This is a genomic window from Bradyrhizobium pachyrhizi (assembly GCF_029714545.1).
Classification (GTDB): domain Bacteria; phylum Pseudomonadota; class Alphaproteobacteria; order Rhizobiales; family Xanthobacteraceae; genus Bradyrhizobium; species Bradyrhizobium pachyrhizi.
The window spans coordinates 563,085-589,666 of record NZ_CP121667.1; the positions used below are offsets into that span (position 1 = coordinate 563,085).

General features: G+C 64.7%; 22 protein-coding genes. 13 read left to right on the top strand and 9 right to left on the bottom strand.

The features are described 5' to 3' along the window. Positions 1-373: 373 nt before the first annotated feature. Positions 374-1,180, top strand: coding sequence for an N-acyl homoserine lactonase family protein (locus QA639_RS02585; RefSeq protein ID WP_157348557.1), 807 nt, complete (start codon positions 374-376; stop codon positions 1,178-1,180). Between the two features lie 59 nt (positions 1,181-1,239). Continuing rightward, on the top strand, positions 1,240-2,136 hold the full coding sequence (locus tag QA639_RS02590; protein WP_283089107.1) for an NAD(P)-dependent oxidoreductase: 897 nt from the start codon (positions 1,240-1,242) through the stop codon (positions 2,134-2,136). Positions 2,137-2,362: 226 nt separating this feature from the next. On the opposite strand, the gene QA639_RS02595 is transcribed toward QA639_RS02590, so the two are convergent. Then, the gene (locus tag QA639_RS02595) at positions 2,363-2,923 is read right to left on the bottom strand and encodes a MarR family winged helix-turn-helix transcriptional regulator (RefSeq protein WP_428841133.1); all 561 of its coding nucleotides are present in this window, start codon (positions 2,921-2,923) and stop codon (positions 2,363-2,365) included. A 169-nt stretch (positions 2,924-3,092) separates the two neighbouring features. Between QA639_RS02595 and QA639_RS02600 the strand changes: the two genes are divergently transcribed. The 5 genes from QA639_RS02600 to fahA all read left to right on the top strand — a co-directional run bounded on the left by QA639_RS02600 (position 3,093) and on the right by fahA (position 8,796). Further along, complete coding sequence (locus QA639_RS02600) at positions 3,093-4,721, top strand: FAD-dependent oxidoreductase (protein WP_283089108.1); 1,629 nt, start codon at positions 3,093-3,095, stop codon at positions 4,719-4,721. A 9-nt stretch (positions 4,722-4,730) separates the two neighbouring features. Further along, the gene (locus tag QA639_RS02605; RefSeq protein ID WP_283089109.1) at positions 4,731-4,961 is read left to right on the top strand and encodes a DUF2783 domain-containing protein; all 231 of its coding nucleotides are present in this window, start codon (positions 4,731-4,733) and stop codon (positions 4,959-4,961) included. A gap of 28 nt (positions 4,962-4,989) precedes the next feature. After that, a complete protein-coding gene (locus QA639_RS02610; RefSeq protein ID WP_092089997.1) occupies positions 4,990-5,943 on the top strand; it encodes an MBL fold metallo-hydrolase in 954 nt (317 codons plus the stop codon). A gap of 2 nt (positions 5,944-5,945) precedes the next feature. Next, positions 5,946-7,292, top strand: coding sequence for a homogentisate 1,2-dioxygenase (gene hmgA, locus QA639_RS02615; protein WP_283089110.1), 1,347 nt, complete (start codon positions 5,946-5,948; stop codon positions 7,290-7,292). A gap of 232 nt (positions 7,293-7,524) precedes the next feature. Beyond that, positions 7,525-8,796, top strand: coding sequence for a fumarylacetoacetase (gene fahA, locus QA639_RS02620; RefSeq protein ID WP_283089111.1), 1,272 nt, complete (start codon positions 7,525-7,527; stop codon positions 8,794-8,796). Between the two features lie 164 nt (positions 8,797-8,960). Here fahA and QA639_RS02625 read toward each other — a convergent pair whose 3' ends face one another. Further along, the gene (locus QA639_RS02625) at positions 8,961-9,272 is read right to left on the bottom strand and encodes a DUF1272 domain-containing protein (protein ID WP_028335203.1); all 312 of its coding nucleotides are present in this window, start codon (positions 9,270-9,272) and stop codon (positions 8,961-8,963) included. A gap of 81 nt (positions 9,273-9,353) precedes the next feature. Continuing rightward, on the bottom strand, positions 9,354-9,830 hold the full coding sequence (locus QA639_RS02630) for an Lrp/AsnC family transcriptional regulator (RefSeq protein ID WP_050384067.1): 477 nt from the start codon (positions 9,828-9,830) through the stop codon (positions 9,354-9,356). A 123-nt stretch (positions 9,831-9,953) separates the two neighbouring features. On the opposite strand from QA639_RS02630, the gene hppD reads away from it, so the two are divergent. Next, on the top strand, positions 9,954-11,072 hold the full coding sequence (gene hppD / locus QA639_RS02635) for a 4-hydroxyphenylpyruvate dioxygenase (RefSeq protein WP_283089112.1): 1,119 nt from the start codon (positions 9,954-9,956) through the stop codon (positions 11,070-11,072). Positions 11,073-11,245: 173 nt separating this feature from the next. On the opposite strand, the gene QA639_RS02640 is transcribed toward hppD, so the two are convergent. From QA639_RS02640 to QA639_RS02655, 4 genes are all read right to left on the bottom strand, one after another. Further along, positions 11,246-12,358 (bottom strand): CaiB/BaiF CoA transferase family protein, encoded by a 1,113-nt coding sequence (locus QA639_RS02640; RefSeq protein ID WP_028335206.1) that lies wholly within the window; start codon positions 12,356-12,358, stop codon positions 11,246-11,248. A gap of 326 nt (positions 12,359-12,684) precedes the next feature. Then, positions 12,685-13,485 carry an FAD binding domain-containing protein gene (locus QA639_RS02645; protein WP_028335207.1) on the bottom strand — a complete coding sequence of 267 codons (801 nt, stop codon included), beginning with the start codon at positions 13,483-13,485 and terminating at the stop codon, positions 12,685-12,687. Between the two features lie 13 nt (positions 13,486-13,498). Next, a complete protein-coding gene (locus tag QA639_RS02650) occupies positions 13,499-15,838 on the bottom strand; it encodes a xanthine dehydrogenase family protein molybdopterin-binding subunit (protein ID WP_028335208.1) in 2,340 nt (779 codons plus the stop codon). 90 nt (positions 15,839-15,928) lie between these two features. Further along, a complete protein-coding gene (locus tag QA639_RS02655) occupies positions 15,929-16,414 on the bottom strand; it encodes a (2Fe-2S)-binding protein (RefSeq protein WP_028335209.1) in 486 nt (161 codons plus the stop codon). A 404-nt stretch (positions 16,415-16,818) separates the two neighbouring features. On the opposite strand from QA639_RS02655, the gene QA639_RS02660 reads away from it, so the two are divergent. From QA639_RS02660 to QA639_RS02675, 4 genes are all read left to right on the top strand, one after another. Beyond that, positions 16,819-18,534: a PQQ-dependent dehydrogenase, methanol/ethanol family gene (locus QA639_RS02660; protein WP_028335210.1), complete on the top strand. Its 1,716-nt coding sequence runs from the start codon at positions 16,819-16,821 to the stop codon at positions 18,532-18,534. Between the two features lie 26 nt (positions 18,535-18,560). Further along, complete coding sequence (locus QA639_RS02665) at positions 18,561-19,763, top strand: c-type cytochrome (RefSeq protein ID WP_321176917.1); 1,203 nt, start codon at positions 18,561-18,563, stop codon at positions 19,761-19,763. A 36-nt stretch (positions 19,764-19,799) separates the two neighbouring features. After that, positions 19,800-20,480 carry a response regulator gene (locus QA639_RS02670; protein WP_157348561.1) on the top strand — a complete coding sequence of 227 codons (681 nt, stop codon included), beginning with the start codon at positions 19,800-19,802 and terminating at the stop codon, positions 20,478-20,480. Between the two features lie 119 nt (positions 20,481-20,599). Continuing rightward, positions 20,600-21,346 carry a LuxR C-terminal-related transcriptional regulator gene (locus QA639_RS02675; RefSeq protein ID WP_028335212.1) on the top strand — a complete coding sequence of 249 codons (747 nt, stop codon included), beginning with the start codon at positions 20,600-20,602 and terminating at the stop codon, positions 21,344-21,346. On the opposite strand, the gene QA639_RS02680 is transcribed toward QA639_RS02675, so the two are convergent. Continuing rightward, the gene (locus QA639_RS02680; protein ID WP_283089113.1) at positions 21,341-22,714 is read right to left on the bottom strand and encodes an ATP-binding response regulator; all 1,374 of its coding nucleotides are present in this window, start codon (positions 22,712-22,714) and stop codon (positions 21,341-21,343) included. The two genes, QA639_RS02675 and QA639_RS02680, sit on opposite strands and share 6 nt — an antisense overlap. Then, a complete protein-coding gene (locus tag QA639_RS02685) occupies positions 22,711-23,883 on the bottom strand; it encodes an FIST N-terminal domain-containing protein (protein WP_157348563.1) in 1,173 nt (390 codons plus the stop codon). The genes QA639_RS02680 and QA639_RS02685 overlap by 4 nt, the downstream gene beginning before the upstream one ends. A 463-nt stretch (positions 23,884-24,346) precedes the next feature. Between QA639_RS02685 and QA639_RS02690 the strand changes: the two genes are divergently transcribed. After that, positions 24,347-26,380 carry a methyl-accepting chemotaxis protein gene (locus tag QA639_RS02690; RefSeq protein WP_028335215.1) on the top strand — a complete coding sequence of 678 codons (2,034 nt, stop codon included), beginning with the start codon at positions 24,347-24,349 and terminating at the stop codon, positions 26,378-26,380. Positions 26,381-26,582 lie beyond the last annotated feature (202 nt).

Genomic DNA, 26,582 nt, shown 5'->3' on the forward strand with positions numbered 1-26,582 from the left:
AAATCCAGATCGCGGCATTCCAGTGAAATGGCGCCGCTTCCAGCCTGCGCCTCGGGAACCTTACTCTAGCGAAAATCCATTATCAAACCACGGCCAAATCCCCGTCAACGGCTTGCGGCAGCATCGTTTATCGCGGTGATACCAGCCAGACCGCAGTGCAGCAGCATGCGGTCACGGCGGCCATCGCCATCACGGCACGGTGCTGGTTCCCACGAGCCGATCATGTGATCGCACTCACTCTCGCCACCCTGTCATGCGCTCGTCGCACTCTGCGCGGTTTGACCTTTGCGCGAGGCGATGGCTTTGTGTTCGGGACGGCAGGCCATTCAAAAACAAGCCGTCAAAACAGGCCTTGCAAACAAGAGCGAAACCGATGGGAAACGCCTACGAGATCTACGCCCTGCGCTATGCGACGATGTCGCCGCGCACGCCCCACCTCAACTTCCTGGTGCCCGATCCGCACGACACCACCGCGCAGGACCTGGATTATTTCGTCTGGCTGGTGCGTGGCCACGGCCGCGACATCCTGGTCGACACCGGATTCAACGCCGAGGAGGCCAAGGCGCGCGCTCGCAAGCTGACGCTCAACCCAGTCGATGCGCTGGCCGGCTTCGGCGTCAGCGCCGACAGCATCAAGGATGTCATCGTTACCCATCTGCACTACGACCACGCCGGCAATCTCGATCGCTTTCCGAACGCCAAATTCCATCTGCAGGAACGCGAGATGAGCTACGCGACCGGCCGCTGCATGTGCAACGGTATGCTGCGCCATCCGTTCTCCATCGAGCACGTCACGCAGATGGTGCGCCACGTCTATGGCGAGCGCGTCAACTTCCACTCCGGCGACGGCGAGATCGCACCCGGCGTCACCGTGCATCGCGTCGGCGGCCATTCCGACGGCCTGCAGGTGGTGCGCATCGAGACCGCGCGCGGCCCGGTCGTGCTGGCGTCGGACGCCGCGCATTATTATGCGAACCTGCACAAGCGCAGCCCGTTCCCGATCGTCTACAATGTCGGCGACATGGCGCAGGGCTGGGAGACCGTCGAGCGGCTCGCCGGTCATCCGGACCGCTTCATTCCCGGTCACGATCCGATCGTCAGCGAGATCTATCCGCGCGCCAGCGACAAGGTCGATGCGTTCGCACTGCATCTGGCGCCGTCGCGATCGTTCGCGAAATAGCCTCGCCGATCGGCGAGGCACGTCTGCAACACGTCAAGAAACGTCAAAGAAGAAGCTATATGACTGACACCAAGACGACTGACACCAGGACTCTCGGGTTCATCGGCCTCGGCGTGATGGGTGAGCCGATTTGCCGCAACCTGGTCAGGAAGAGCGGCAAACGCGTTGTCGCGTTCGACCTCTCGGCCGAACCGCTGCAGCGGTTGCGCGCCGACGGTGCCGAGGTTGCCGCGTCGGTCGCCGACGTCATCAAGCAGAGCGACGTGCTGTTCCTCTGCTTGCCGAGCGCCAGGCACGTGCGCGCGGTGTTCGAAGGCGACGGCATTTTGAAGAATACGAGAAGCGGCCAGGTCGTGGTCGATCTCGGCACGTCGTCAGTCAGCCAGACCCGCGATTTCGCCGCGCAGTTGCTGGCCAAGGGCGCGGCGTGGGCCGACGCGCCGATCGCGCGCACGCGGCAGGCGGCGCAGGACGGCACGCTCAGCGTGATGGTCGGCGCGGTGCCCGCGCTCTATGCCGCGATCGAGCCCTTGATCCGCTGCTTCGCCACCGATGTCACCAATTGCGGTGACGTCGGCGCCGGGCAGGTGACCAAGATCCTCAACAACATGGTGCTGTTCGAGACCGTGAATGCGCTGGCCGAGGCCGTCGCGGTGGCGAAGCACAATGGCGTCGATCCGAAGCTCTTGCTTGAGACACTGTCGAAGGGCTCGGCCGACAGCTTTGCGCTGCGCAACCACGGCATGAAAGCGATCGTGCCCGGTGTATTTCCCGAGCGCGCATTCTCGACCGAATATGCGCTGAAGGATCTGTCCTACGCGCTGGAGCTCGCTGCCGATGCGGGCATCAAGATCCGCGGCGCGGAGCTGATCGGCACGGTGCTGCAGGAAGCGATCGACAAGGGATCGAAGGACAATTATTTTCCGGTGATCGCCAAGCATATAGACAAGGCGTAGGGCACACTCCACTTCATCCCGGCTTCGAGACTGCGCGTCGCCCCGCATGGTTTTAAGTTGAGTTGGGCGTGAAGCCAACCCCGGCGTCGTCCTGGCGAAAGCCAGGACCCACAACCACAAATGTCCTTTGTTGGGCTCGCTGGAATGACGAGTCCCGTTCACAACACAGGCCGCGGCGTATGGGTCCTGGCTTTCGCCAGGACGACAGCGGAGGTATGGCTGTGGCCTAATACACGTCCTTCGCGTCGGCCTCTTCGCTGGTCTGCACCAGTTCAAGGCTGCTCTCGACCTTGCCGAGCAGGCGGCCGAGGTCGCGGCGCTCCTGTGCGGAAAGGCAGGACAGGATCTCCTGTTCCTTGCGCAGCAGGCGCGGGATCAGCTCCTCGTATAGCGTCTGGCCCGCTTTGGTCAGTCGCAGGCGGAATTCGCGGCGGTCGTCGGCGTTCTCGACGCGCTCGACGATCTCGCGCTCCATCAGCGCCGACACCGCGCGGCTGATGGTGGATTTATGGGTGCGCGTGCAGTGCGCGATATACTGCGCGCTGCAGGGATCGCTGCGGAAGCCGAGCGTTGCGAGCACGCGCCACTCCGGAATGTCGAGCCCGTAGCGCGCCTGATATTCGCTCGACAGCGCCGAGGACACCTCGGCCGCCAGCCGGTTCAGGCGGAACGGCATGAAATGGAAGAGATCGAGGCGCTTCTTGGTCGGCGCGATAGTGTCGCGCACCTCCGCTTCCACGGCACTGCGCGGGCGGGCTGGAGGCTGGCTTGCAGAGGTCCGTGCCAAAAATCTCTCCAATTTGAGTTGACGGCAGCCCCGACTGGGGGTTTAAGATAGTTGCAAGTGAGACTAATTTAGCAAGGTCGCGGCCGGCTCGCAAGGTCCCGGTCGCGGGCCGGTCACACAGAACCGCAGCCAGAGGCCGCGGCGCAAGGGAAACATCCAGGGTCACGCAATGGCACACGCCAACACGGCACAGGCCAAAACCCAGTTCGGCTATCGCCGTCACCCCGACCAGGAGCGCTCGGGCGCCAATGTCGCGGAGCATCCCGTCGTCGTGGTCGGCGCCGGGCCGGTGGGATTGTCGCTCGCGATCGATCTTGCGCAGCGCGGCCAGCGCGTGGTGCTGCTCGACGATGCCGACCGGATCGGCGAAGGCTCGCGCGCAATCTGCTTCTCGAAGCGCTCGCTTGAGTTCTGGGACCGTCTCGGGGTCGGCGACCGCATGGTCGAGAAGGGCGTGGTGTGGAGCGTCGGCAAGATCTTCCACGGCGCCTCGCAGCTCTACCAATTCAATTTGCTGCCTGAGGAAGGCCACAAGCGGCCCGCCTTCATCAACCTGCAGCAGTTCTATGCCGAGGCCTATCTGGTCGACCGGGTGGGGCAACTGCCTGAAATTGACCTGCGCTGGCGCAACAAGGTGATCGCGCTGGAGAGCCGTAACGATGGCGTTGCGCTGACCATCGCAACTCCCGACGGCTCCTACCAGGTGCACGGGACCTTCGTGGTCGCCTGCGATGGCGCCCGTTCCTCGCTGCGGCAGATGGTCGGCGCGGAATTCGCAGGCCAGGTGTTCGAGGACCAGTTCCTGATCGCTGACGTCAAGATGACGGCGGCGTTTCCGACCGAGCGCTGGTTCTGGTTCGATCCGCCGTTCCATGCCGGACGCTCCGCGCTGCTGCACAAGCAGCCGGACGATATCTGGCGGATCGACCTGCAGCTCAATCCGGATGCCGATCCGGTGGCCGAGAAGCAGCCCGAGAATGTCCGGCCGCGGATCGAGCGCATGCTCGGGCACGACAAGTTCGAGTTCGAATGGATCTCGCTTTACAAGTTCCAGTGCCGCCGGATGGCCAAGTTCATCCACGGCCGGGTGATCTTCGCCGGGGATTCCGCGCATCAGGTCTCGCCGTTCGGCGCACGCGGCGCCAATTCCGGGCTCGAGGACGCCGAGAATCTGGCGTGGAAGCTCGACCGCGTGCTGCGCCGGCTGTCGCCGGAGGGCTTGCTGGAGAGCTATCAGATCGAGCGCAGCGCGGCGGCGGATGAGAACATCCGCGAGTCGACCCGCTCGACCGACTTCATGGCGCCGGTGACGAAACAGGAAGCGCGGCTGCGTCAGGCCGTGCTGTCGCTTGCCAAGGATACCGAGTTCGGCAAGCGCATGGTCAATGGCGGGCGGCTGTCGGTGCCGTCGGTCTACGACACGCCGCTGTCGAGCGGCGATCGCGACGATTGGCGCGGCGGCCCGCGGCCCGGCGCCTCGATGCCGGATGCGCCGGTGACGGAGCGGGGCGGCGGTTCCACCTATCTGACCGACGTTTTCATCAGGCAGGGAACGCGCTTCACGCTGCTGGAGTTTGGCAATGGCGCTGCTGTCGACGTCCCCGAGGGCGTCGGCAGCATCCGGATCGGCGGCGAGGGCGGGCTGGTCGACGCGCAGGGCCTTGCCGGCAAGCGGTATGATGCCGAGCCCGGCACCGCCTATCTGCTGCGGCCGGACGGCTATGTCGCCGCACGCTTCCGCAACGCGGCACGGCCGGAGCTCGATGCGGCGCTGGCACGCGCGGCCGGCCTGAACTGAGGAGCAGTCATGGTGCTGTCGACCAGTTCGAATTTCGCAAAGCCCGACGACGCCTTCCGCGCCATCGTCGAGGCCCATCGCGGCCTCACCGAGGCGCAGAGCGCCGATCTCGATGCCGCGCTGGTTCTGGTGCTCGCCAACCATATCGGCGATCTCGACGTGCTGCGCGAGGCGATCGCGCTGGCGAAGCGGCGGATGCTTGATGCAAGCCAGCAGCAACAGCAGCAACAACAACAATAGCACTGAGCAAACGGACAGGATTGAACTGATGGCCAAAGGTTTCGCATCGACCACGGATCTTTCGGAGAAGAAGGTCACCTTCTCCGAGATCGGCACCGACCTCTATGCCTTCACCGCCGAGGGCGATCCCAACACCGCCGTGATCGTCGGCGACGACGGCTGCCTGGTGTTCGACGCGCAGGCGACGCCGGCGATGGCGAACAAGGTGATCGAGCGGGTCAAGACCGTCACCGACAAGCCGATCAAATATGTCGTGCTGTCGCATTATCACGCGGTGCGCGTGCTCGGCGCCTCGGCCTACAAGGCGCAGGGCATCGTCGCCTCGCAGGAGACCTATCGCCTGATCGAGGAGCGCGGCCAGCAGGATTGGGATTCCGAATATGGCCGCTTCCCGCGGCTGTTCCAGGATGCCGCGAGCATCCCCGGCCTGACCTGGCCGACGCTGACCTTCGAGGGCGAGATGTCGATCTATCTCGGCAAGCGTGAGGTGCGGCTGATGCAGCTCGGCGCCGGCCATACCTCGGGCGACATCGTCGCCTGGGTACCGGATGCCGAGGTGATGTTCTCCGGCGATCTGATCGAATATCACTCGGCCTGCTATTGCGGCGATGCGCATTTGCGCGAATGGCCGACGACCTTGAACGAGATCCGCGCCTTCAATCCGAAGGCGATCGCGCCGGGCCGCGGCGATGCGCTGAAGGGCCTCGCCACCGGGCGCGATGCGATCGCGATGACCCGCGATTTCGTCACCACGCTCTACGGCGCCGCCGAATCGTCCGTCGCCAAGGGCCGCAGCCTGAAGGAATCGATGGCGGCGACGCGCGAGGTGATGGATCCGAAGTTCTCGAGCTTTGCGATCTACGAGCACTGCCTGCCGTTCAACGTTTCGCGCGCCTATGACGAGGCGTCGGGGATCGACGATCCCGTGATCTGGACCGACAAGCGCGACCAGGAAATGTGGGCCGCCCTGCAAGGAGGATAGCGATGAACATCAATACCTCGCCTGATCAGATCGTCCGCAGCTCAGGGCAAGTCACCCCGGGCTACATGTCCGGCTTCGGCAACAGTTTCGAGACCGAGGCCTTGCCCGGCGCGCTGCCGATGGGGCGCAATTCGCCGCAGCGCTGCGCCTATGGGCTCTATGCCGAGCAATTGTCCGGCTCGCCGTTCACGGCGCCGCGCGGCACCAATGAGCGCTCCTGGCTCTATCGCATCCGCCCATCGGTGCGGCACTCCGGCCGCTTCGCCAAGGCCGATGCCGGGCTGTGGCGCACCGCGCCGTGCCACGAATACGACATGCCGATCGCACAGCTGCGCTGGGACCCCGCGCCGATCCCGAAGGAAGACATGACCTTCCTGCAGGGCGTGCAGACCATGACCACGGCGGGTGATGCCAACACCCAGGCCGGCATGGCGGCGCACATCTACCTCATCACCAAATCGATGGTCGATCAGCATTTCTACAATGCCGATGGCGAGATGATGTTCGTGCTGCAGCAGGGCAATCTGCGCTTCGTCACCGAGTTCGGCCGCATCGACGCCGAGCCGGGCGAGATCGTCGTGATCCCGCGCGGCGTCAAATTCCGCGTCGAAATTCCCGGCGGCCCGGCGCGCGGCTATCTCTGCGAGAATTACGGCGGCGCGTTTACGCTGCCGGAGCGCGGCCCGATCGGCGCCAACTGCCTGGCCAATTCACGCGACTTCCTGACGCCGGTGGCTAGCTACGAGGACAAGGACACGCCGACCGAGCTCTACGTCAAATGGGGCGGCTCGCTGTTCAAGACCACGCTGCCGCATTCGCCGATCGACGTGGTCGCCTGGCACGGCAATTACGCTCCCTACAAATACGATCTGCGCACCTTCTCGCCGGTCGGCGCGATCGCCTTCGATCATCCCGATCCGTCGATCTTCACGGTGCTGACCTCGCCGTCGGAGACCGTGGGCACCGCGAATATCGACTTCGTGATCTTCCCGGAGCGCTGGATGGTGGCCGACAACACCTTCCGTCCGCCGTGGTACCACATGAACATCATGTCGGAGTTCATGGGCCTGATCTACGGCGTCTACGACGCCAAGCCGCAGGGCTTTGTGCCCGGCGGCATCAGCTTGCACAATTGCATGCTGCCGCACGGCCCCGACCGCGAAGCCTTCGAGCACGCCAGCAACAGCGAGCTGAAGCCGGTGAAGCTGACCGGCACGATGGCCTTCATGTTCGAGACCCGCTTCCCGCAGCGCGTGACCGAACATGCGGCGAAGTCGTCGACGCTGCAGGACGATTACTCGGATTGCTGGAAGGGCTTGGAAAAGAAGTTCGATCCGAACAAGCCGTAGGTCTTCACCCTCCCCTGGAGGGGGAGGGTCGGTACGCATGGAGCAACGCGACATGCGTACCGCGGTGGGGTGATCTCTCAACACGGGCAGTGTGCTTCGCGGATAGACCGTCACCCCACCCCGCCGCTCATTTCATTCGCGTCGACCCAAGAGCGAGCTTCGCTCGTCTCGACCCCCTCCAGGGGAGGGTGAATAAACATCAGCCATCGCATCTGATTGCACCGGGATCATCATGCCCCACCCCAACGACCCAAAGCTCCGCTCCTTCATCGACGTCGCCCCGACCTCCGACTTCCCGATCCAGAACCTGCCCTACGGCGTGTTCTCGTCGAAGGATGGTCTTGCGCCGCGCGTCGGCGTTGCGATCGGCGATTATGTGCTCGACCTCTGGGAGCTCGAGCAGGACTCGCGGCTCGATGTCGGGCCGCTCGGCGTGTTCTCGCAGCCGTCGCTCAACGCCTTCATGGCGCTCGGGCCGAAAGTGTGGTCGGCGACGCGGGCACGGATCAGCGAACTGTTGCGCTCGGATCATCCGGAGCTGCGCGACAACAGGGAATTGCGGGCGCGGGCGCTGGTGCCGATGGCCGACGTCAGGCTGCACATGCCGTTTGCGGTCTCGGGCTACACCGACTTCTATTCGTCGAAGGAGCACGCCACCAATGTCGGCGTCATGTTCCGCGGCAAGGACAATGCGCTGCAGCCGAACTGGCTGCATATGCCGATCGGCTATAACGGCCGCGCCTCGACCGTCGTCGTTTCGGGCACCAGAGTGCGACGCCCCCGCGGCCAGCTGAAGCCGCCGACCGCTGAGGTGCCGAGCTTCGGCGCCTGCAAGCGGCTCGATTTTGAACTCGAGATGGGCGTGGTCGTCGGCCAGGCCTCGCCGATGGGCGAGATGCTGACGGAGAAGCAGGCCGAGGAGATGATCTTCGGCTTCGTCATCCTCAACGACTGGAGCGCGCGCGACATCCAGCAGTGGGAGTATGTGCCGCTCGGCCCGTTCCAGGCCAAGGCGTTCGCGACTTCGATCAGCCCGTGGGTGGTGACGCGCGAGGCGCTCGAGCCGTTCCGCATGCAGGGCCCGGCGCAGCAGCCGGAGCCGCTGGCGTACCTCAAGCAGACCCAGCCGAACAATTACGACATGCAGCTCGACGTCGCGCTGCGTGCCGGTGCGATGAACGAGGCGAAGACGATCTGCAGCACCAACTTCAAATACATGTACTGGTCGTCGGTCCAGCAGCTCGTGCACCACGCTTCCAGCGGCTGCGCGATGAATGTCGGCGATCTCCTAGGCAGCGGCACGATCTCCGGCCCCGAAAAGCATCAGCGCGGCAGTCTCCTGGAAATCAGCTGGAACGGCACCGAGCCGGTCGAACTCGCCAGCGGCGTCACGCGGTCCTTCCTGGAGGACGGCGATTCGCTTGTGATGCGCGGTTGGTGCCAGGGCGACGGCTATCGCGTCGGCTTCGGCGAGGTCGAAGGCACGATCATCGCGGCGAAGTAAGTCTCCGCGCATTCCGCGGCTTCACCTCCCCTTGAAAAGGGGAGGTCGGTTTGCGCAGCAAACCGGGTGGGGATCTGGTCTCTCCGTAGACGCCAGCGCTCGCGGCTGACCCCTCTCCCACCTTCCCCCTTTCAGGGGGAGGGTGCCCGACAGGCGTGCAAACCTCACCGTTCCTCGGGCCTGACATCCCTTAAGCGCGCCGTATTCGCCGCGACGTCCTCGAGGCTGTACTTCAAATGCACCCGCTTGTCCGACGGCGGCTGGTTGACCGTGCAGACACCCGGCCGCCACGGCTTGGCCGGGCGGATTGGCCGCGGCGCAAAACCGCCGCCGCAGTTCGGGCAGACATTGCCGAGCCTGGTCTCGGCGCAATCCGCACAGAACGTGCATTCATAGGAGCAGATCCGCGCGTCGGTGGCGCTGGGTGGCAGGTCCTTGTCGCAATATTCGCAGTTCGGTCGCAGCTGCAGCGCCATGGTTCATCTCTCTTGCCGTTGCCGGAATGATCGCAAGCCAAGCCACAAAAGCGAATGGCGGATTTCCCTCGATTCGAGCCATCACGCCTGTAGCGACTTCAGCGGCAGCCTGGTGCTCTCCTTCAGGCGGTCGAGCACGATCGAGGAGCGCACATGGGCCACGCTCTGGTGCGGCATCAGCACGTTGTTGACGATGTCGGACAGGCTCTTGAGGTCGCGCAGCATCACCTTGAGCACGTAGTCGGCATCCCCGGTCAGTGCGTAGGCCTCCTGGATATCGTCGACGCGGTTGACCAGCTCGCGAAACCGCTTGGCGTTGTCGGGCGAGTGGGTCGCAAGCGTGATGTGGATGAAGGCGATCAGGCCGAAGCCGAGTGCCTCGCCGGCGAGGTCGGCATGGTAGCCGGCGATGACCTTCTCCTCCTCCAGCCGCATCCGCCGCCGCGAACATTGCGATGCCGACAGCCCGACGAGGTCGGCCAGCTGCTGGTTGGTCAGCCGGCCATCGTCCTGCAGCGCGGCGAGCATTTTCAGGTCGAATGCGTCCACTTCAGGCATGCGTGGAGTATCCATTTCATGCACGGATCGTGCGCGAGAATAGCAAAATGAGACCTATTTTGCACGCACGTTGCGCAGCAGGTGACGGAAACTGATCGCCAGACAAATCAGGGAGTTACCGTCATGGGTCCGTTTCCGCACGATGCGCCGCCGGCCGAAATCAGCACTGAGAACCCGATGGGCACCGACGGCTTCGAGTTCGTCGAATATGCCCATCCGAATCCGGCGGAGCTGCACGCCCTGTTCAAGCTGATGGGCTTCGTCGCGGTCGCCCGCCACCGGACCAAGGCCATCACGGTCTATCGCCAGGGCGACATCAACTATCTCGTCAATGAGGAGCCGGGCAGCCACGGCTTCAACTTCGTCGCCGCGCACGGCCCCTGCGCGCCGTCGATGGCGTTCCGCGTGGTCGACGCCAAGCGTGCCTATGAGCGCGCGATCGCGCTCGGCGCGGAGCCGGCGGATGTCGCGCCCGCAGCGAAGACGCTCGATGTGCCCGCGATCAAGGGCATCGGCGGCAGCCTGCTTTATTTCGTCGATCGCTACGGCGCCAAGGGCTCGGCCTATGATGCCGAGTTCGAATGGCTCGGCGCGGCCAACCCGCGCCCCGCGGGCTCAGGCCTGTATTACGTCGATCACCTCACGCACAACGTCCATCGCGGCCGCATGGATGTCTGGACTGGCTTCTATGCCAAGCTGTTCAACTTCCGCCAGATACGCTTCTTCGACATCGAGGGCCGCGCGTCCGGCCTGTTCTCCCGCGCGCTGACCAGCCCGGACGGCAAGATCCGGATCCCGATCAACGAGGACGCCGGCGATTCCGGTCAGATCGAGGAATATCTCAACGTCTATCGCGGCGAGGGCATCCAGCACATCGCCTGCGGCGCGCGCGACATCCACGCGACGGTCGAGAGGTTGCGCGCCGATGGCCTGCCGTTCATGCCGTCGCCGCCCGACACCTATTTCGAGCGAATCGACGCCCGCCTGCCCAAGCATGGCGAGGACGTCGCGCGGCTCAGGACCAACGGCATCCTGATCGACGGCGAAGGCGTGGTCGACGGCGGCCAGACCAAGGTGCTGCTGCAGATCTTCTCGGCCAACGCGATCGGGCCGATCTTCTTCGAGTTCATCCAGCGCAAGGGCGACGACGGCTTCGGCGAAGGCAACTTCAAGGCGCTGTTCGAATCGATCGAGGAAGACCAGATCCGCCGCGGCGTGCTGAAGGTCGATCACGCGGCGTAAGGACGCCGTAATGCCACGCTAGCGCTCAGCCAGAGCTGTCGTCCCGGCGAACGCCGGGACCCATACCGCGGAATCCATCGGGTGTGTCGGGTGGTAGTCCCGCGGTAGGGGCGTGCGCAACAACTCCGTTCAGTGGTTATGGGTCCCGGCGTTCGCCGGGACGACAGCGAGATTTATTTCCCCGCCTTCCACGCGCTGGTCACGTCGCCAATATTCGCCAACTCCGGCTCGCGGATCGCGGACGGTGTGCGCGAGAAGCGCGGCGCGGGGGCGGGCTGGGTCACGCCGTGGCGTTCGACGAACACCTGGCGTGCGGCCATGTGCGGATGCTTGGGCGCTTCCTCCATGGTCAGGATCGGCGCGAAGCAGATGTCGGTGCCTTCCATGATCTGGCACCAGTCCGCGCGCGACTTGCTCTTGAACACCCGGGTCAGCTTCTCCTTCAGCGCCGGCCAGGCCTTGCGATCCATCTGCGCGTCGAAGTCGGCGTCGGTCAGGTCGGCGTGCTTGCGCAGCAGCGCGTAGAACTGCGGCTCGATCGAGCCGATCGAGATGAAGTTGCCGCAGGAGCACTCGTAGACGCCGTAGAAATGCGCGCCGCCGTCCAGGAAATTCTGGTCGCGGCCGCCGCTCCAGCGGCCCTGCGCGGCCATGTCGTAGAACATCGACATCAGCGAGGCCGCGCCGTCGCACATCGCGGTATCGACCACCTGGCCCTTGCCGGACTTCTGCGCTTCCAGCAGCGCGGCGAGCACGCCGACCACGAGGTAGAGCGCGCCGCCGCCGAAATCGCCGACCAGGTTGAGCGGCGGCACCGGCTTCTCCTTGGTGCCGATCGCAGCCAGCGCGCCTGTGATCGAGATGTAGTTGATGTCATGGCCGGCGGCATTGGCGAGCGGGCCTTCCTGGCCCCAGCCGGTCATGCGGCCATAGACGAGTTTCGGATTGCGCGCGAGCACGACATCAGGGCCGAGGCCGAGGCGCTCCATCACGCCGGGACGAAAGCCCTCGATCAGCGCGTCGGCATGGCCGAGCAGGTCGAGCACTTCGGCAACCGCCGCCTTGTTCTTGAGATCGAGCTCAATGACCTTGCGGCCGCGGGTTGCAACCGCCTTCAAATTCTTGCCGGCGCCGATGCGGTCCAGGGTGATGACCTCGGCGCCCATGTCGGCGAGCAGCATGCAGGCGAACGGGCCGGGGCCGATGCCGGCGAATTCGACGATGCGGAAGCCGGCGAGCGGGCCCGAGGTACGAGCGGCGGTCTGGGAGGCGGGTTTATCGAGCACGTTGTTCTTCCGTTGGTTGCGGGGCGCTAGGCGGCTGAGATGTCGCGGCTGGCTTGGTTGCCGAACTTCATGCGTTCTCCCAGCCGTCCGTGGGACGGTATTTTTAATTAGCTGATTAGCTAAATTGTCTCGCCTAAAGCCGGATGTGGCAAGCACCTTTTGTCCTGTGCCGCCGGTAAAAACGCGAACGGCGCGCATTGCGGCGCGCCGTTGCAGACTTGTGTTTAGGCGCTAAAGCGCGATGAGAATCGTCATCACGCTTTAGCGCTTTGTTTGAGCATGATCTTTCCGGAAAACCGCCTCGCACTTTTCCGGATCATGCTTGATCAACCGGCCGCGGTCACCGCCCGCTGTCCCATCACCTTCACGAGGTTGGCGCGGTAATCCGCCGACCCGTGGATGTCGGCGAGCAGGCCGCTCGCCGGGATCGTCACGCTGTCGAGCGCCGAGGCCGCCCAGTTTGCCTTCAGCGCCTGCTCGATCGGCGCGACCCGCATGACGCCGCTCTGCGAAGCACCGGTCGCGGCGACGCGGACGTCACCGGCTTTGGTCCTGGCGACGAACACGCCGGTCAGCGCGAAGCGCGAGGCGGGATTGGGAAACTTGGCGTAGCCGGCCTTGGCCGGAACCGGGAACGACACTGCGGTGATGATCTCGCCATCCTCAAGGGCCGTCGTGAACAGGCCCTTGAAGAAATCCTCCGCCGCGATCGACCGCTTGTTGGTCTTGACCGTCGCGCCGAGCGCCAGCACCGCCGCCGGATAATCCGCCGCCGGGTCATTGTTGGCGAGCGAGCCGCCGATCGTGCCGCGATAGCGCACGGCGGGATCGCCGATCATCGACGCCAGATCGGCGAGCGCCGGGATCGCCTTCTGTACCGCGTCGCTTTGCGCCACATCGTAATGCGGAGTCGCGCCCTTGATGGTGACCGTATCCCCCGAAACCTCGATGCCGATCATCTCCTGCACCTTGGAGAGGTCGATCACGTCGGTAGGCGCGGCAAGACGCTGCTTCATCACCGGAAGGAGGGTTTGTCCGCCGGCGACGAATTTTGATTCCGTGCCCTTGGCGAAGGTTGCGGCGGCGTCAGCGACCGAGGAAGCGCGGTGATAATTTGTCTCGTACATGGCTCTTCCTCCCTCAACCGTGAATGGCGTGCCAGACGCGATCGGGCGTCGCCGGCATTTCCAGCTTGTTGTTGCCGATCGCGTCCGTGATCGCATTGATCACGGCAGCCGAGGCGCCGATCGCGCCGGCCTCGCCGCAGCCCTTGACGCCGAGCGGGTTGCCCGGACACAGCGTCGTGGTGTGCGAGAGCTGGAACGAGGGCAGATCGTCCGCGCGCGGCATGGTGTAGTCCATGAAGGATGCGGTCATGAGCTGACCGGTGCCGTCATAGACCACGCCTTCGAGCAGTGCCTGGCCGATGCCCTGTGCAAGGCCGCCATGGACCTGGCCTTCGACGATCATCGGGTTGATCAGCCGGCCGAAATCGTCGGCCGCGACGAAGTTGACGAAGGAGGTCTTGCCGGTGCCCGGATCGACCTCGAGCTCGCAGATATAGGCGCCGGCGGGGAAGGTGAAGTTGGTCGGATCGTAGAACGCCGTCTCCTTCAGGCCGGGCTCCATGCCTTCGGGCAGATTGTGCGCGGTGTAGGCGGCGAGCGCGACCATCGGCAGCGCGATCGACTTGTCGGTGCCGGTGACCTTGAACTCGCCGTTCTCGATCACGATGTCGCTCTCGGACGCCTCGAGCGCATGCGCCGCGATCTTCTTGGCCTTGGCCTCGACCTTCTCCATCGCCTTCACGATCGCCGTACCGCCGACCGCGAGCGAGCGCGAGCCGTAGGTGCCCATGCCGAACTGAACCTTGTCGGTGTCGCCATGGACGATCGAGACCTGGCTGATCGGCACGCCGAGCCGCTCCGCGATGATCTGGCAGAACGTGGTCTCGTGGCCCTGGCCGTGGCTGTGCGAGCCGGTGAGCACCTCGATGGTACCGACCGGATTGACGCGGATCTCCGCCGATTCCCACAGGCCGACGCCGGCGCCGAGGCTGCCGACCGCCTTCGACGGCGCGATGCCGCAGGCCTCGATATAGCAGGAGATGCCGATGCCGCGCAGCTTGCCGTCGGCTTTCGCCTTGGCCTTGCGGGCCGGGAAGCCGGCATAGTCGATCGCTTTCATCGCGGCATCGATCGAGGCGTGGAAGTCGCCGATGTCATACGCCATGATCACAGGCGTCTGATACGGGAACTGGGTGATGAAGTTCTTCTTGCGCAGCTCGGTCGGATCGACCTTCAATTGCCGCGCCGCCGTCTCCATCATGCGCTCGATCAGATAGCTCGCCTCGGGGCGGCCGGCGCCGCGATAGGCGTCGACCGGCGTGGTGTTGGTGTAGACGCCGATCACCTCGGCGTAGATCGCCGGGATCACGTACTGGCCCGACAGCAGCGTCGCGTAGAGATAGGTCGGCACCGCCGAGGAGAACAGCGACATATAGGCGCCGAAATTGGCGTGGGTCTTCACCCGCAGGCCAAGAATCTTGTTGTCCTTGTCGAACGCCAACTCCGCCTTCGAGACATGGTCGCGGCCATGCGCGTCGGTGAGGAAGGCTTCCGAACGGTCGCCGGTCCACTTCACCGGGCGCCCTACCTTCTTGGAGGCCCACAGCGCCACCATCTCTTCCGGATAGATGTAGATCTTGGAGCCGAAGCCGCCGCCGACGTCGGGCGCGATCACGCGCAGCTTGTGCTCGGGCGCGATGTTGTAGAACGCCGACAGCACGAGGCGGGCGACGTGCGGGTTTTGCGACGTCGTGTAGAGCGTGTAGTGCTCTTCGGCCTGGTCGTAATGCGCGATCGCCGCACGCGGCTCCATCGCGTTCGGCACCAGGCGGTTATTGGTGAGGTCGAGCGTCACCACATTGGCCGCCTTGCTGAAGGCATCCTTGACCGCGGCTTCGTCGCCGAGATGCCAGTCATACACGATGTTGCCGGGAGCTTCGGGATGAAGCTGCGCGGCGCCCGGCTTGATCGCGGCCTTGATGTCAGGCACCGCGGGAAGTTCTTCGTAGTTGACGACGACCGCTTCGGCGGCGTCCCTGGCCTGGTTCTTGGTCTCGGCGATCACGACCGCGACCGCCTGTCCGACAAAGCGCACGGTCTCCGGCGCCATCGCCGGCCACGCGCCCATTTTCATCGGCGAGCCGTCCTTCGAGGTGATGGCCCAGCCGCAGATCAAATTGCCGACCTTGTCGTCGACGATCTGCTGTCCGGTCAGCACTGCGATCACGCCGGGCATCTTCATGGCCTCGGCTGAATCGATGCCCTTGACCTTGGCATGCGCATGCGGGCTGCGGATGAAGTGAGCGTAGCTCATGCCGACCATTTTGACGTCGTCGACGTAACGTCCCTGTCCGGTGATGAACCGGCGATCTTCCTTGCGCACGACACGTGCGCCAATTCCTTCAACACCCATTGTCTAGTCCTCCCGACCGGAGATTCGATTTGCCGCCGTTTCCATCGAGACCGGCGGTGGTGAGCTTGATCGTACGCGGTGCGTGGCGCGCTATTCGGCGGCCTGCGCAACCTTCATGCGGCCGGCAGCGTCGAGCACTGCCTTGACGATGTTGTGGTAGCCGGTGCAGCGGCAGATGTTGCCTTCGAGCTCGTGGCGAACCGTTTCCTCGTCGAGCTTGCCGCCATGCCGGTGCACGATGTCGACCGCGGACATGATCATACCGGGGGTGCAATAGCCGCACTGCAGGCCATGATTGTCGCGGAACGCCGCCTGCATCGGGTGCAGCTCGTCGCCCTTGGCGAGGCCTTCGATCGTGGTGACGTTGCAGCCCGCGGCCTGGCCGGCCAGCATGGTGCAGGATTTGACCGCTCGTCCATCGACATGCACGACGCAGGCGCCGCACTGGCTGGTATCGCAGCCGACGTGGGTGCCGGTGAGGTTCAGGTTTTCGCGCAAGAGGTGCACGAGGAGGGTTCGGTCCTCAACGTCGACCGAGACCGCCTTGCCGTTTACCGTCAGTTTGACTGTAGACACGCGTTTCTCCCAATAGCTTCGTTATGGGCCCAGTAGACCACGCTTCATGTGGGTCGTAACCGCGATCAAAGTCGTAGTCGCGACCTTGTCATGAAGGCGCCGGGCAGTGCCTGCGATCCTAGCAGGCAGCCGTTCAATGGGCAATTTGCAAGCTGCCGGCGGCGCACTCCGGCGCGACGAAATTGCCCGGCAGCGCAAGCGGTTTTCGGCAAGCTGACGGTGCTCGCCGCACGCCAAAATCGTCGCCGCGATCGCTACTACCTTCCGCCTATAACGACGCAAAGGCGTTGCTGTCATTTTCATCGCCGACGCAGCGGCAGAAGATCGCTGGTTCATGAAATTCGGTAGCGATCCGCGCGCGCGATGCATCCATCGCGGCAACGAAACCATATTGGAGGAAGCCAATGAAGCTGAGGAGCGGGATTTTCTTTGCCGGCGTGTCGCTGGTCGCCATGGTGCTGGCAGGCATTGGTGCGTCGAAAGCGAATGATTCCGTCGTCAAGGCGGCGTCCGATCCCAACGGATGGGCAATCGCCGGCCACGACTACGGCAATACGCGCTTCAGCCCGTTGAAGCAGATCAACTCCGAGAACGCCGGCAAGCTGCAGCTGGTCTATTCGCTGTCGCTGGCTTCGCTCCGCTCCAACGAGTCGTCGCCGGTCGTGATCGGCAAGAACCTGTATGTGTCGACCTCGTGGGGTCCGAAATACGTCTATGCGATCGATGCCGCGACCGGCGCCCGCAAATGGACCTGGCAGCCCGACATTCCGGATGACGTGCTCCAATACGCCTGCTGCGACGTCAACAATCGCGGCGTGTCCTATGCCGACGGCAAGATCTTCGTCGGCCGGCTCGACGGCAAGCTGACCGCGCTCGACGCCGAGACTGGCAAGGAGCTCTGGACCTCGACGGTCGTCGACTACAAGCAGGGCTCGGTCATCACCTCGCCGCCGCTCGTCGTCCGCGACAAGGTCATCACCGGCTTCGGCGGCGGTGAATATGGCGTCCGCGGCGCGTTGCAGGCGTTCTCGCTCAAGGACGGCAAGCTGCTCTGGCAGACCTACACGGTGCCGGCGCCGGGCGAGCCCGGCAGCGAGACCTGGAAGGGCGACACCGGGCTGCATGGCGGCGGCGCCGCCTGGCTGGTCGGCTCCTATGATGCCAAGTCCGACACGGTCTACTGGGGTACCAGCAATCCGGGGCCGTGGAATACCGCAGTGCGCTCCACCGGCGACGGCAATTTCGGCAAGCTGACCAACCTCTACACGGCCTCGACGCTGGCGATCGATCCCAACACCGGCAAGATCAAGTGGCACATCCAGGGCACGCCGGCCGACGCCTGGGACTATGACGGTGTCAACGAGCTGCTGCTCGCCGACCTCAAGATCAAGGGCACCGAGACGCCCGTGCTGATGAAGGCGGACCGCAACGGCTTCTTCTTCGTGGCCAACCGCGAGACCGGCAAGATGATCTCCGCGGAGAAATACGTCTTCGCCAACTGGGCCAAGAAATGGGACATCAACACGATGCGGGCGGAAGAGGATCCGGACAAGCGTCCGGGCCCGGGCCATCCCGCCAAGGACATCTGCCCGAACCTGATCGGCGGCAAGAACTGGCAGCCGATGTCGTTCAACCCGCAGACCGGCCTCGTCTACATCCCGAGCAACAATGTCTGCATGGACTGGTCGGTCTCTGACGTGAACTACAAGCGCGGCGTGTTCTATCTCGGCGCCGAATTCCCGACCAAGCCGGGCCCCGGCGGCTTCCTCGGCGAACTCGTGGCCTGGGATCCGATCGCCAACAAGAAGGTGTGGAGCATCAAGGAAGACCTGCCCTTCAACGGCGGCACGCTGACGACCGGCGGCAATTTGGTGTTCTCCGGCAATCTGCACGGCGACTTCCGCGCCATCGATGCCAAGAACGGCAAGGTGCTGTGGAGCAAGAACCTCGGCAGCGGCATCGGCGCGGGTCCCGTGACCTATTCGGTCGACGGCAAGCAGTATGTCGCGATCGTGGTCGGACGCACCGCGGCGCTGCCGGCCTTCCTCGGTGACATCGGCAAGAAGATGGTCGCCGCGGCGCCCGAAGGTGGCTCGCTGTTCGTGTTCGCCCTGCAGTAACGATCGTCAAGGAGGCAGCATTGTCCGTGTCTTGCATCGCCCGAAACGAACTGCGCACCCCCTCGCGCAACACGCGGTTGGAACATGCAATCCGGACCGTGCTGCTCTCCGCCCTGCTCATGGTGCCGGCCCTGGCGGCCGGCGCCGGCGAGACAAAACCGCCGCTGCGGCTCTGCGCCGACCCGACCAACCTGCCGTTCTCGAGCGACGACCCGGGCAAGCCCGGCCTCTATCTCGAGATCGGCCAGGCGGTGGCGCAGAAGCTCGGCCGTACGGTGAGCACCAATTGGTACAAGTCCTATTTCGGCAAGCGCACCGTGCGGGAGACGCTGCTCAGCAAGCAGTGCGACGCCATGGTCGGCCTGCCGCTGATCGACGATTTCATGGGCCCGGCGGTGATCTTCTCGAAGCCGATCGCCCATGAGGGCTACGCACTGGTCGGCAGCAAGGACCGCAAGCTTGCCGGCATCGACGACCTCAGGGGATTGCGGGTTGCGGTGCAGTATCAATCGACGCCGCAGAACCTGCTCGCGCTGCGCGACGATATCCGGAAGGTGACCGTGCTCAGCCCGGAGGAGGGCATGGCGGCGCTCGAACAGGGCAAGGTCGACATCGCCTTCATCTGGGCACCGGTGGCCGGCTGGCTCAACAAGACCAGCTACGGCGACAAATACCAGATCGTGTCGACCGAGGGCGACGGCCTGCTCTGGGCGACCGCGATCGGTTTCGCCAAGGCGTCCGGCGCGCTGCGCGATGAAGTCGACGGCGTGCTGCCGGCGCTGCAGCCGGAGATTTCCGCCCTGTTTGCCAAATATGGCGTGCCGAACGGCGCACCGGTGAAGTTCGGCGAGGCGGACCGGGCGACGACGTCATCCGTCGGCTCCAGCGAGCCCGTCACGGTCGGGCAGGCGGCCGCGGCCGAGAAACCGGTTCAGACCGCCGCGACCGCCGGCGATGCCAAAGGGGACGCCACCGCCGGGCGCGAGGTCTTTAACGGAACCTGCGCGCATTGCCACGGCCCGGACGCGGTGCAGGCCGAGCGAAAGATCGATCTCAGGCTGCTCAAGAAGCGCTATGCTGACGATATGGAATCGACTTTCTGGAAGACGGTCCATGACGGGCGGCCAGCCAAGGGCATGCCGGCCTGGAAGGACGTCTTCAACGACGACGAGCTCAGAAACGTATATGTCTATCTGCAGAGCGTGCAGGATACCGGCGGATCGAACTAGAAGCTGCGATTCGCAAATTGCAGTGCGAGGGTCCTCATGATGGGGTTCCTGATCATCGACGATCACCCCCTGTTCGGGGAGGCGCTTGGCAACGCCATTCGCATCTCGCATCCCGATGCCCGGATCTATGAGGCCACCTCGATCAAGGGGGCGCTTGGCATCCTTGCCAGCGAGCCGAATATCGACTTGGCGCTGCTCGATCTGCTGCTGCCCGACGTGGTCGGCTTCTCCGGCTTTCAGAAGATCAGGGATCGCTATCCGCGGCTGCCGATCGCCATCGTTTCGAGCGAAGAGGACAAGCATACCATCCGCGAGGCGCTCGAGATGGGCGCGGTCGGCTATCTGCCGAAGTCGACCTCGCTCGGCGAGCTCTCGCAGGCGATCGCGCGTGTGCTGAGCGGGTCGGTCTCGGCGCCGCGGGATTTCGTCGCGGTCGGTGCGCTGGAACAGTCCGAGACGGCGCGGACGCTGCGCGAACGCATTCAGAAGCTGACGCCGCAGCAGATCCGCGTGCTCCATCTGATCATCCGCGGCCTGCAGAACCGCGAGATCGCCACCGAGCTCAAGCTTGCGGAATCCACCGTGAAAGCGCATGTCACCGAGATCCTGCGCAAGCTGAAGCTGTTCAGCCGCAACAAGGCGATCATCGAGCTCGGCAAGATTCCGCTTCCGGTCCCGGAGGCCTGCTCGGGCGCAAAGGCGGAGAAGGCGCCCTAGCCGTGCTGCACTGCGAGGCGGGCGCATTGGAAATCCCGCCTATAGGCTGCCACCCGGCTTTGAGATAACGTCGTGCACACAATGGCTGTCATGAGCATCCGAGGGAGGGCGGCGCAGCATTGACCACGACCGCGCCTTTGGCGGACGAGCCGCCGCTCGGCAAGGCGGGTACGCCTCGACTGCTGATCGTCGAGGATCACCCGCTGTTCCGTGCCGCCCTGATCGGCGTGATCGGGGCCGAGTTTCCCGATGCCGAGGTGCTGCAGGCGACCTCGATCGACGGTGCGCTGGATGTGATCGCGGCGCGCGACGGCCTGGATTTGATCCTGCTCGATCTGTCGATGCCCGGGACCACGGGCCTGCTCGGCGCCTACCGGGTGCGCGCCGCCGCGCCGCGCAGCGCGCTCGTGATCGTGTCGGCGCATGACGATCCCCGGATCGTCGGCGGCGCGATCTCGCTCGGCATTTCCGGCTACATCCCGAAGTCGACGCCGAAGCTCGAGCTGGCGCGGCTGTTGCGCGGCATCCTCGAAGGCGCGGTGTGCCTGCCACCGCGCTTCCGCGATACCGCCGCCGCGCGGAAGGCCCAGGCCGAGACGCGCGAGCTGGTGCAGCAGCTCGGCCAGTTCACCGCGCAGCAGCTTCGCGTGCTCGACATGATCTGCCGCGGCCTGCAGAACAAGCACATCGCCTATGAGCTCGATATCTCGGTCACCACCGTGAAGGTGCATGTCTCGGAGATCCTGCGCAAGCTCGGGGTGCGCAGCCGGACCGAGGCCATCATCGCACTGTCGAAGCTGGACTTCGGCAAGCACGACCACGCGCCGGTGACGGCCTCGCCGTCGTCGCATGGCGCGGAATCATAATCGCACACCCGACTGCTCCGCCGCCAGCAGGAACGACAGCAGCGAGCGCATCTCGGCGGGCTTGATCGGCTTCTTCAACAGCTCATGGCCGAAGGCCGATACGTCGGAGGCAGCCTTGGCCGAGTAGTCGGCGGTCACGATGATCGCCGGTACCTTGGCGTTGATCGCGCCGCGGATGACATCGACGGCCTGAATTCCGGTTTCGCCATTGTCGAGATGCAGATCGGCGATGATGGCGTCGGGAATGCCGTCCAGCGCGTGGATGCGCTCGAGCGCCTCGGTCTTGGAGATCGTCACCGCGACGTCGCAGCCCCATTTCTCCAGCAGATGGGCGAGCCCCTCGGCGCTCGAGAGGTCGTTCTCGATCAGCAGGATCTTGGCGCCCTCCATGCCGCCATAGCGGTAGTCGACGCTGGCCTGCTCGCGCACGGGGACCGCAACCGGATCCTGGGTGCGGGGCACGGTGACCGAGAACACCGAGCCTTTGCCGGCGCGCGAGCTCAGCCTGATGTCATGGCCGAGCAGGTCGGCAAACCGGCGCACGATCGAAAGACCTAGCCCGATGCCGGCCTTGTCGCCGGCGCTGGTCTCGCCGCGCTGAAACTCGACGAAGATGGCTTCGCGCTGCGCTTCCGGAATGCCCGGCCCGGTGTCGTGCACCTCGATGCAGATGTTATCGCCCCTGGCCCGGCATCCCATCAGCACGCTGCCACGCTGGGTGTAACGCAGCGCATTGGCGACAAGGTTTTGCAGGATCCGACGCAGCATCAGCGGATCGGAGCGAACCACCGCAGACGACGGCATGATCCGGAAGCCGAGATTGCGCTTGGCGGCGGTCGCGACAAATTCCTGCTCCAGCGGCTCGAACAGCGACGCGATCGCGACCGGTCCGAATTCGGGCCTGAGCACGCCCGCATCGAGCTTGGAGATGTCGAGCAGCGTCCGCAGCATGTCCTCGAGCGTCGCCAGCGAACGGTCGATCTGATCGGTCAGCGCGACGCTCTTCGACTCGCTTGCCATCTCGGTCAGCGCGGACAGCGTCAGCCGCGCCGCATTCAGCGGCTGCAACAGATCGTGCGTCACCGACACCAGCACGGATGATTTCAAAGAGCTCGCCGCCTCGGCCTGCTGCTTGGCCTGCAGCAGGCGACCATTGGTTTTCTCCAGCGATTGCAGCGCCTGCTTGAGCTGCTGGGTGCGGTCGCGCACCTGCTGATCCAGCGCGATCGCGGTCTCGAACAGCGAGAAGGCGTTGAGCTGCTGATCGGTCGATCGCTCGACGCGCGACATCAGCGCCGCGTTGATCTTGCGCAGCTTCTCGGCCTCGCGTTCGAGCGCCGCAATTCGCGTGGTCTTGGTATCCGTCATTGCGGCGCGAGTGCCCGCTTGCCGATGGCGATGCCGGTCAGCGTCTGGTTGACATGCATGGAGCGATACTGCTCGCCATAGGTTTGAAAGCCAATCACTTTGTTGCGGCGATAGAGCTCCGACATCTCCCGCGACAGCTGGCGCTGCTCGACGTCGAGCCGGCGCAGCACGCATTCGAAGCCGATGAACATCGAGACCTCGCCGAGATCCTCGGTCAGCTCCTTGAGCAGGCGGCTCGTCACATCGATCGGGTCGCGCTCGCGCGCCACCGTCAGCACCATGCCCTCGTCGATGGCGCAGAAGAATTGCAGCGATCCGTCCGGGTTGGTGCGCTGGATCGACCGCGCGTAATAGGCGCCGCCGACACGAACCAGCACAGGGTGCGCGGCGAATGAGAACAATTCGAGCTTGCTGTCGCTGAGGCCGACGGCACGGGAATATTCCAGCGCGGCCGGCTCGGCATTCAGTTCCTTGACGATGCGGTGCTCGATGTCGGCCTCGGTCACCACCATCTTGGTCGAGGTGGGTTCGAAGTGGTCGCACTTGAACAGGCGGAACGGCAGCCGGGTCCGGATCAGGATCAGGACGGCGGCATCGGTAAAGGCCTCGCCGCCATGGAAGACCCAGGACTTCTCGAAGCGCAGGCCGTCGCCGGCGGAGCCGCCGACCACCGGGATATCGCCGAGCGATGCATAGATCGCCGACATGATGGTCTCCTCACGCTGGCACATGCCGTCGATGAAGAGCAGCCCGAAGGAATCATGGGTGTGATCGCAATGCTCGGTGCGTTGCGCGAATTCGTTCTGCAATTCGGTGCAGATCGAGCGGCCGTGGTCGACCCGAAATGTCGAAAGCTCGAACAGCGGCCGGGCCGCGATGACGAAATCGGCAGCATTGAAGCCCATCGCGACGACACTGTCCTCGTCCCAACCGCCGGGCGACAATTCGCCGGCCGTGGTGCAGCCGAAGATCGGAACGGCGGGCATGCGGCTGGACAGTTCGGCAATGAATGTCTGCGGCTCGTAGACCGGCGACACGAACACCACGAGCATCGCGAGATCAGCCGACGCCAATTGGCGCGCGATCTCGTCGGCTGCTTCCCGCGGCCCGTCGGTCTTTGCCTGCACCACGACAATACTGTCGGCGGCGCTACCGTTCTGCTTCGCCAAAGGCGCTCTCCCTGACCAGAATTTTTTGTTTTTCTTGGCGCGGGCGGTTGAACCCGCGCGGGTCGTGAGGGCATCCGGAGCATGCCGCGATGGCTGGCGTTCCGGCTCGCCCGTGTCTTTCAGGTCGTGAGGGGAAATGCCATTGGCCGGGCTATTGCGCCGGCAGCTACGCTCGCCGCAAGCGCCAATGGCGCCGGTCGACGCGATGACATGGGACACCTCCCGATGTGTTCTCCTGGCCCGGGCAGGGACAGGTTTGATCGGTTCTAAACTATCGGGCCGGACCCCCGCGTCAATCACCTTACCCACCCGCCTAGCCCGACCAAGGTAGTATCGCGCCGGGCTGGGCGGCCGCTGCCCATTTACCGGGCCTTATCGATTCTGCCTTAGTTTTGCGCTCCGAGGTCTGGGGCGGGTTGCCGCCGGACCCCGCGTGGTTTTCAGAATGAAGACGGGGGTTGGAATGCCGGGGCTGAAGCGATCGTTGTCGATCAGGATCCCAACCCTCAGATTTCGCGCCAAGATCATGCTCGGCTTTGCCGTCACGCTGGCGCTGTCGGCAGCGACCATGGGCTTTGCCTATATGGGCTTCGAGCGGGTCTCCGCCGGCGTCGGCTCCTATCGCCAGAGCGTCGCGGAAGCCGATCTGGCCCGCAACATCGATCGCGAATTGATCTCCTACCGTTCGCTGGCGCGCTACTTCGTCGCGACCGGCAAGGAGGACGACGCCAAGGCCGCGCTCGCCGCCGAGGGCAGCCTGAAGGATGCCATCATGGCGTCGATGAAGGGCACCACCAATCCGGCCCGGCTCGAGCAGATCACCAAGCTGGAGCGCGAATTCCGCGCCTTCACCAAGATATTCGCCGAGATCGTCCGCATCAAGGATGACAGCGCGCAGACCGCGCAGAACAAGCTGACCCGCAGCGCAACCTCGATGCGCTACAAGCTCGACGACCTGCCGAGCAATGCCGATGATTCCGAGCTGCAGTCGATCCAGTTCGGCGCCAAGAAGGTAGCCGACCAGCTCCAGTCGATCACCGGGGCCGTCAATACCTTCGTCGTCAACGGCGACAAGACGGTCGCCTCGAGCGCGCTCGCCCGGCTGAAATTCGCCGACAATCTGGTGAAAGCGATCACCTCGAATAACGAGCGGATCACCCAGAGCGTGAAGGACATCACCGCGCTGCTCGAAGAGTACCGCGAGGCCCTCGCCAAGCTGATCGCGAATGCGAAGTCGATCGACGAACTGACCGTCGAGATGACGGAGTCCGCGGCCGCCATCAGCCAGGGAGCGGCGGCGATGAAGTCCGATCTGCTCGCCGATCAGAAGCGGCTTGAAAACGAATCGCACACCATGATCGGCGAGACCGAGCGGCTGATCCTGATGCTGGCCGCCGGCAGCTTCGTGCTCGGGCTGGTCTGGGCGTTCCTGCTGGGCAAGGGTATTTCGCGACCGATCGCGGCGATGTGTGCGGCAATGCGCGAGCTCGCGGCAGGCAATTTCGACGTCGTGCTGCCGGGTCTCGGCCGCCGCGACGAACTCGGCGAGATGGCCGGCGCCGTGGAGGAGTTCAAGGTCCAGGCGATCGCCAAGGCCGAACGCGATGCCGCGACCCAGGAGGCGCAGAACAAGGCAAGTGCGACCGCGCGGCGCAACGAGCTGATTCGTTTTGCCGACGAATTCGAATCTGCCGTCGGCTCGATCGTCTCCAACGTGTCGGCCTCCGCCGTGCAGCTCGAATCCGCGGCTGGTACGCTGACCCGAACGGCGGAGACCACGCAGAACCTGTCGAGCCAGGTCGCCGGCGCCTCCGAGGAAGCCTCCAGCAACATGCAATCGGTCGCCTCCGCGACTGAGGAACTGTCGGCGTCTGTCGACGAGATCGGCCGTCGCGCCAAGGAGTCGAGCCAGATCGCCGATTCAGCCGTGCGTCAGGCCGAGCAGACCGACGCGCGGATCGGCAAGCTCTCGCGCGCTGCGCAGGAGATCGGCGACGTCGTCAAGCTGATCACCGCGATCGCCGAGCAGACCAATCTGCTGGCGCTGAACGCCACCATCGAGGCCGCGCGCGCCGGCGATGCCGGCCGCGGCTTCGCGGTGGTCGCCGCCGAGGTGAAGTCGCTGGCGAGCCAGACCGCCAGGGCCACCGACGAGATCTCCACCCACATCTCGGGCATGCAGGCGGCGACGCAGGAATCGGTCGCCGCGATCAAGGAGATCGGCGGCACCATCGGCCAGATCTCCGGGATCGCGACCAACATCGCAAGTTCGGTCGAGCAGCAGAGCGCGGCAACGCAGGAGATCGCGCGCAGCGTGCAGAACGTCGCGCAGGGCACACAGGAAGCGGCGTCCAGCGTCACCCAGGTGAATCGCGGCGCCACCGAGACCGGAGCCGCCTCCGAAGAGGTGCTGAACTCGGCCCGCTCGCTATCGGTCGAGAGCTCGCGGCTGCGCGAGGAGCTCGACCGCTTCATGGCGAATATCCGCGCGGCGTAAGGCCCGCGCGGGTCTACCAATTGCTGATCTATTATCGTCGTCCCGGCGCAGGCCGGGACCCATAACCACCACCGTTCGTTGGCGTACGGACACTGGCCGCTTGCCCTTTCCGATGGCCACGGCGTATGGGTCCCTGTGTCTTGGAAGTCTGTCAGGATGGGTTGGGCGGGAAGCCGTTGGGTCCTTGGCGCTTGACGCCGTG

Coding starts and splice junctions, on each gene's coding strand:
- QA639_RS02585 (WP_157348557.1), top strand. CDS start 374: ATGGGAAACGCCTACGAGATCTACGCCCTGCGCTATGCGACGATGTCG.
- QA639_RS02590 (WP_283089107.1), top strand. CDS start 1,240: ATGACTGACACCAAGACGACTGACACCAGGACTCTCGGGTTCATCGGC.
- QA639_RS02600 (WP_283089108.1), top strand. CDS start 3,093: ATGGCACACGCCAACACGGCACAGGCCAAAACCCAGTTCGGCTATCGC.
- QA639_RS02605 (WP_283089109.1), top strand. CDS start 4,731: ATGGTGCTGTCGACCAGTTCGAATTTCGCAAAGCCCGACGACGCCTTC.
- QA639_RS02610 (WP_092089997.1), top strand. CDS start 4,990: ATGGCCAAAGGTTTCGCATCGACCACGGATCTTTCGGAGAAGAAGGTC.
- hmgA (WP_283089110.1), top strand. CDS start 5,946: ATGAACATCAATACCTCGCCTGATCAGATCGTCCGCAGCTCAGGGCAA.
- fahA (WP_283089111.1), top strand. CDS start 7,525: ATGCCCCACCCCAACGACCCAAAGCTCCGCTCCTTCATCGACGTCGCC.
- QA639_RS02625 (WP_028335203.1), bottom strand. CDS start 9,272: ATGGCGCTGCAGCTGCGACCGAACTGCGAATATTGCGACAAGGACCTG.
- QA639_RS02630 (WP_050384067.1), bottom strand. CDS start 9,830: ATGCCTGAAGTGGACGCATTCGACCTGAAAATGCTCGCCGCGCTGCAG.
- hppD (WP_283089112.1), top strand. CDS start 9,954: ATGGGTCCGTTTCCGCACGATGCGCCGCCGGCCGAAATCAGCACTGAG.
- QA639_RS02645 (WP_028335207.1), bottom strand. CDS start 13,485: ATGTACGAGACAAATTATCACCGCGCTTCCTCGGTCGCTGACGCCGCC.
- QA639_RS02650 (WP_028335208.1), bottom strand. CDS start 15,838: ATGGGTGTTGAAGGAATTGGCGCACGTGTCGTGCGCAAGGAAGATCGC.
- QA639_RS02660 (WP_028335210.1), top strand. CDS start 16,819: ATGAAGCTGAGGAGCGGGATTTTCTTTGCCGGCGTGTCGCTGGTCGCC.
- QA639_RS02670 (WP_157348561.1), top strand. CDS start 19,800: ATGATGGGGTTCCTGATCATCGACGATCACCCCCTGTTCGGGGAGGCG.
- QA639_RS02680 (WP_283089113.1), bottom strand. CDS start 22,714: ATGACGGATACCAAGACCACGCGAATTGCGGCGCTCGAACGCGAGGCC.
- QA639_RS02690 (WP_028335215.1), top strand. CDS start 24,347: ATGCCGGGGCTGAAGCGATCGTTGTCGATCAGGATCCCAACCCTCAGA.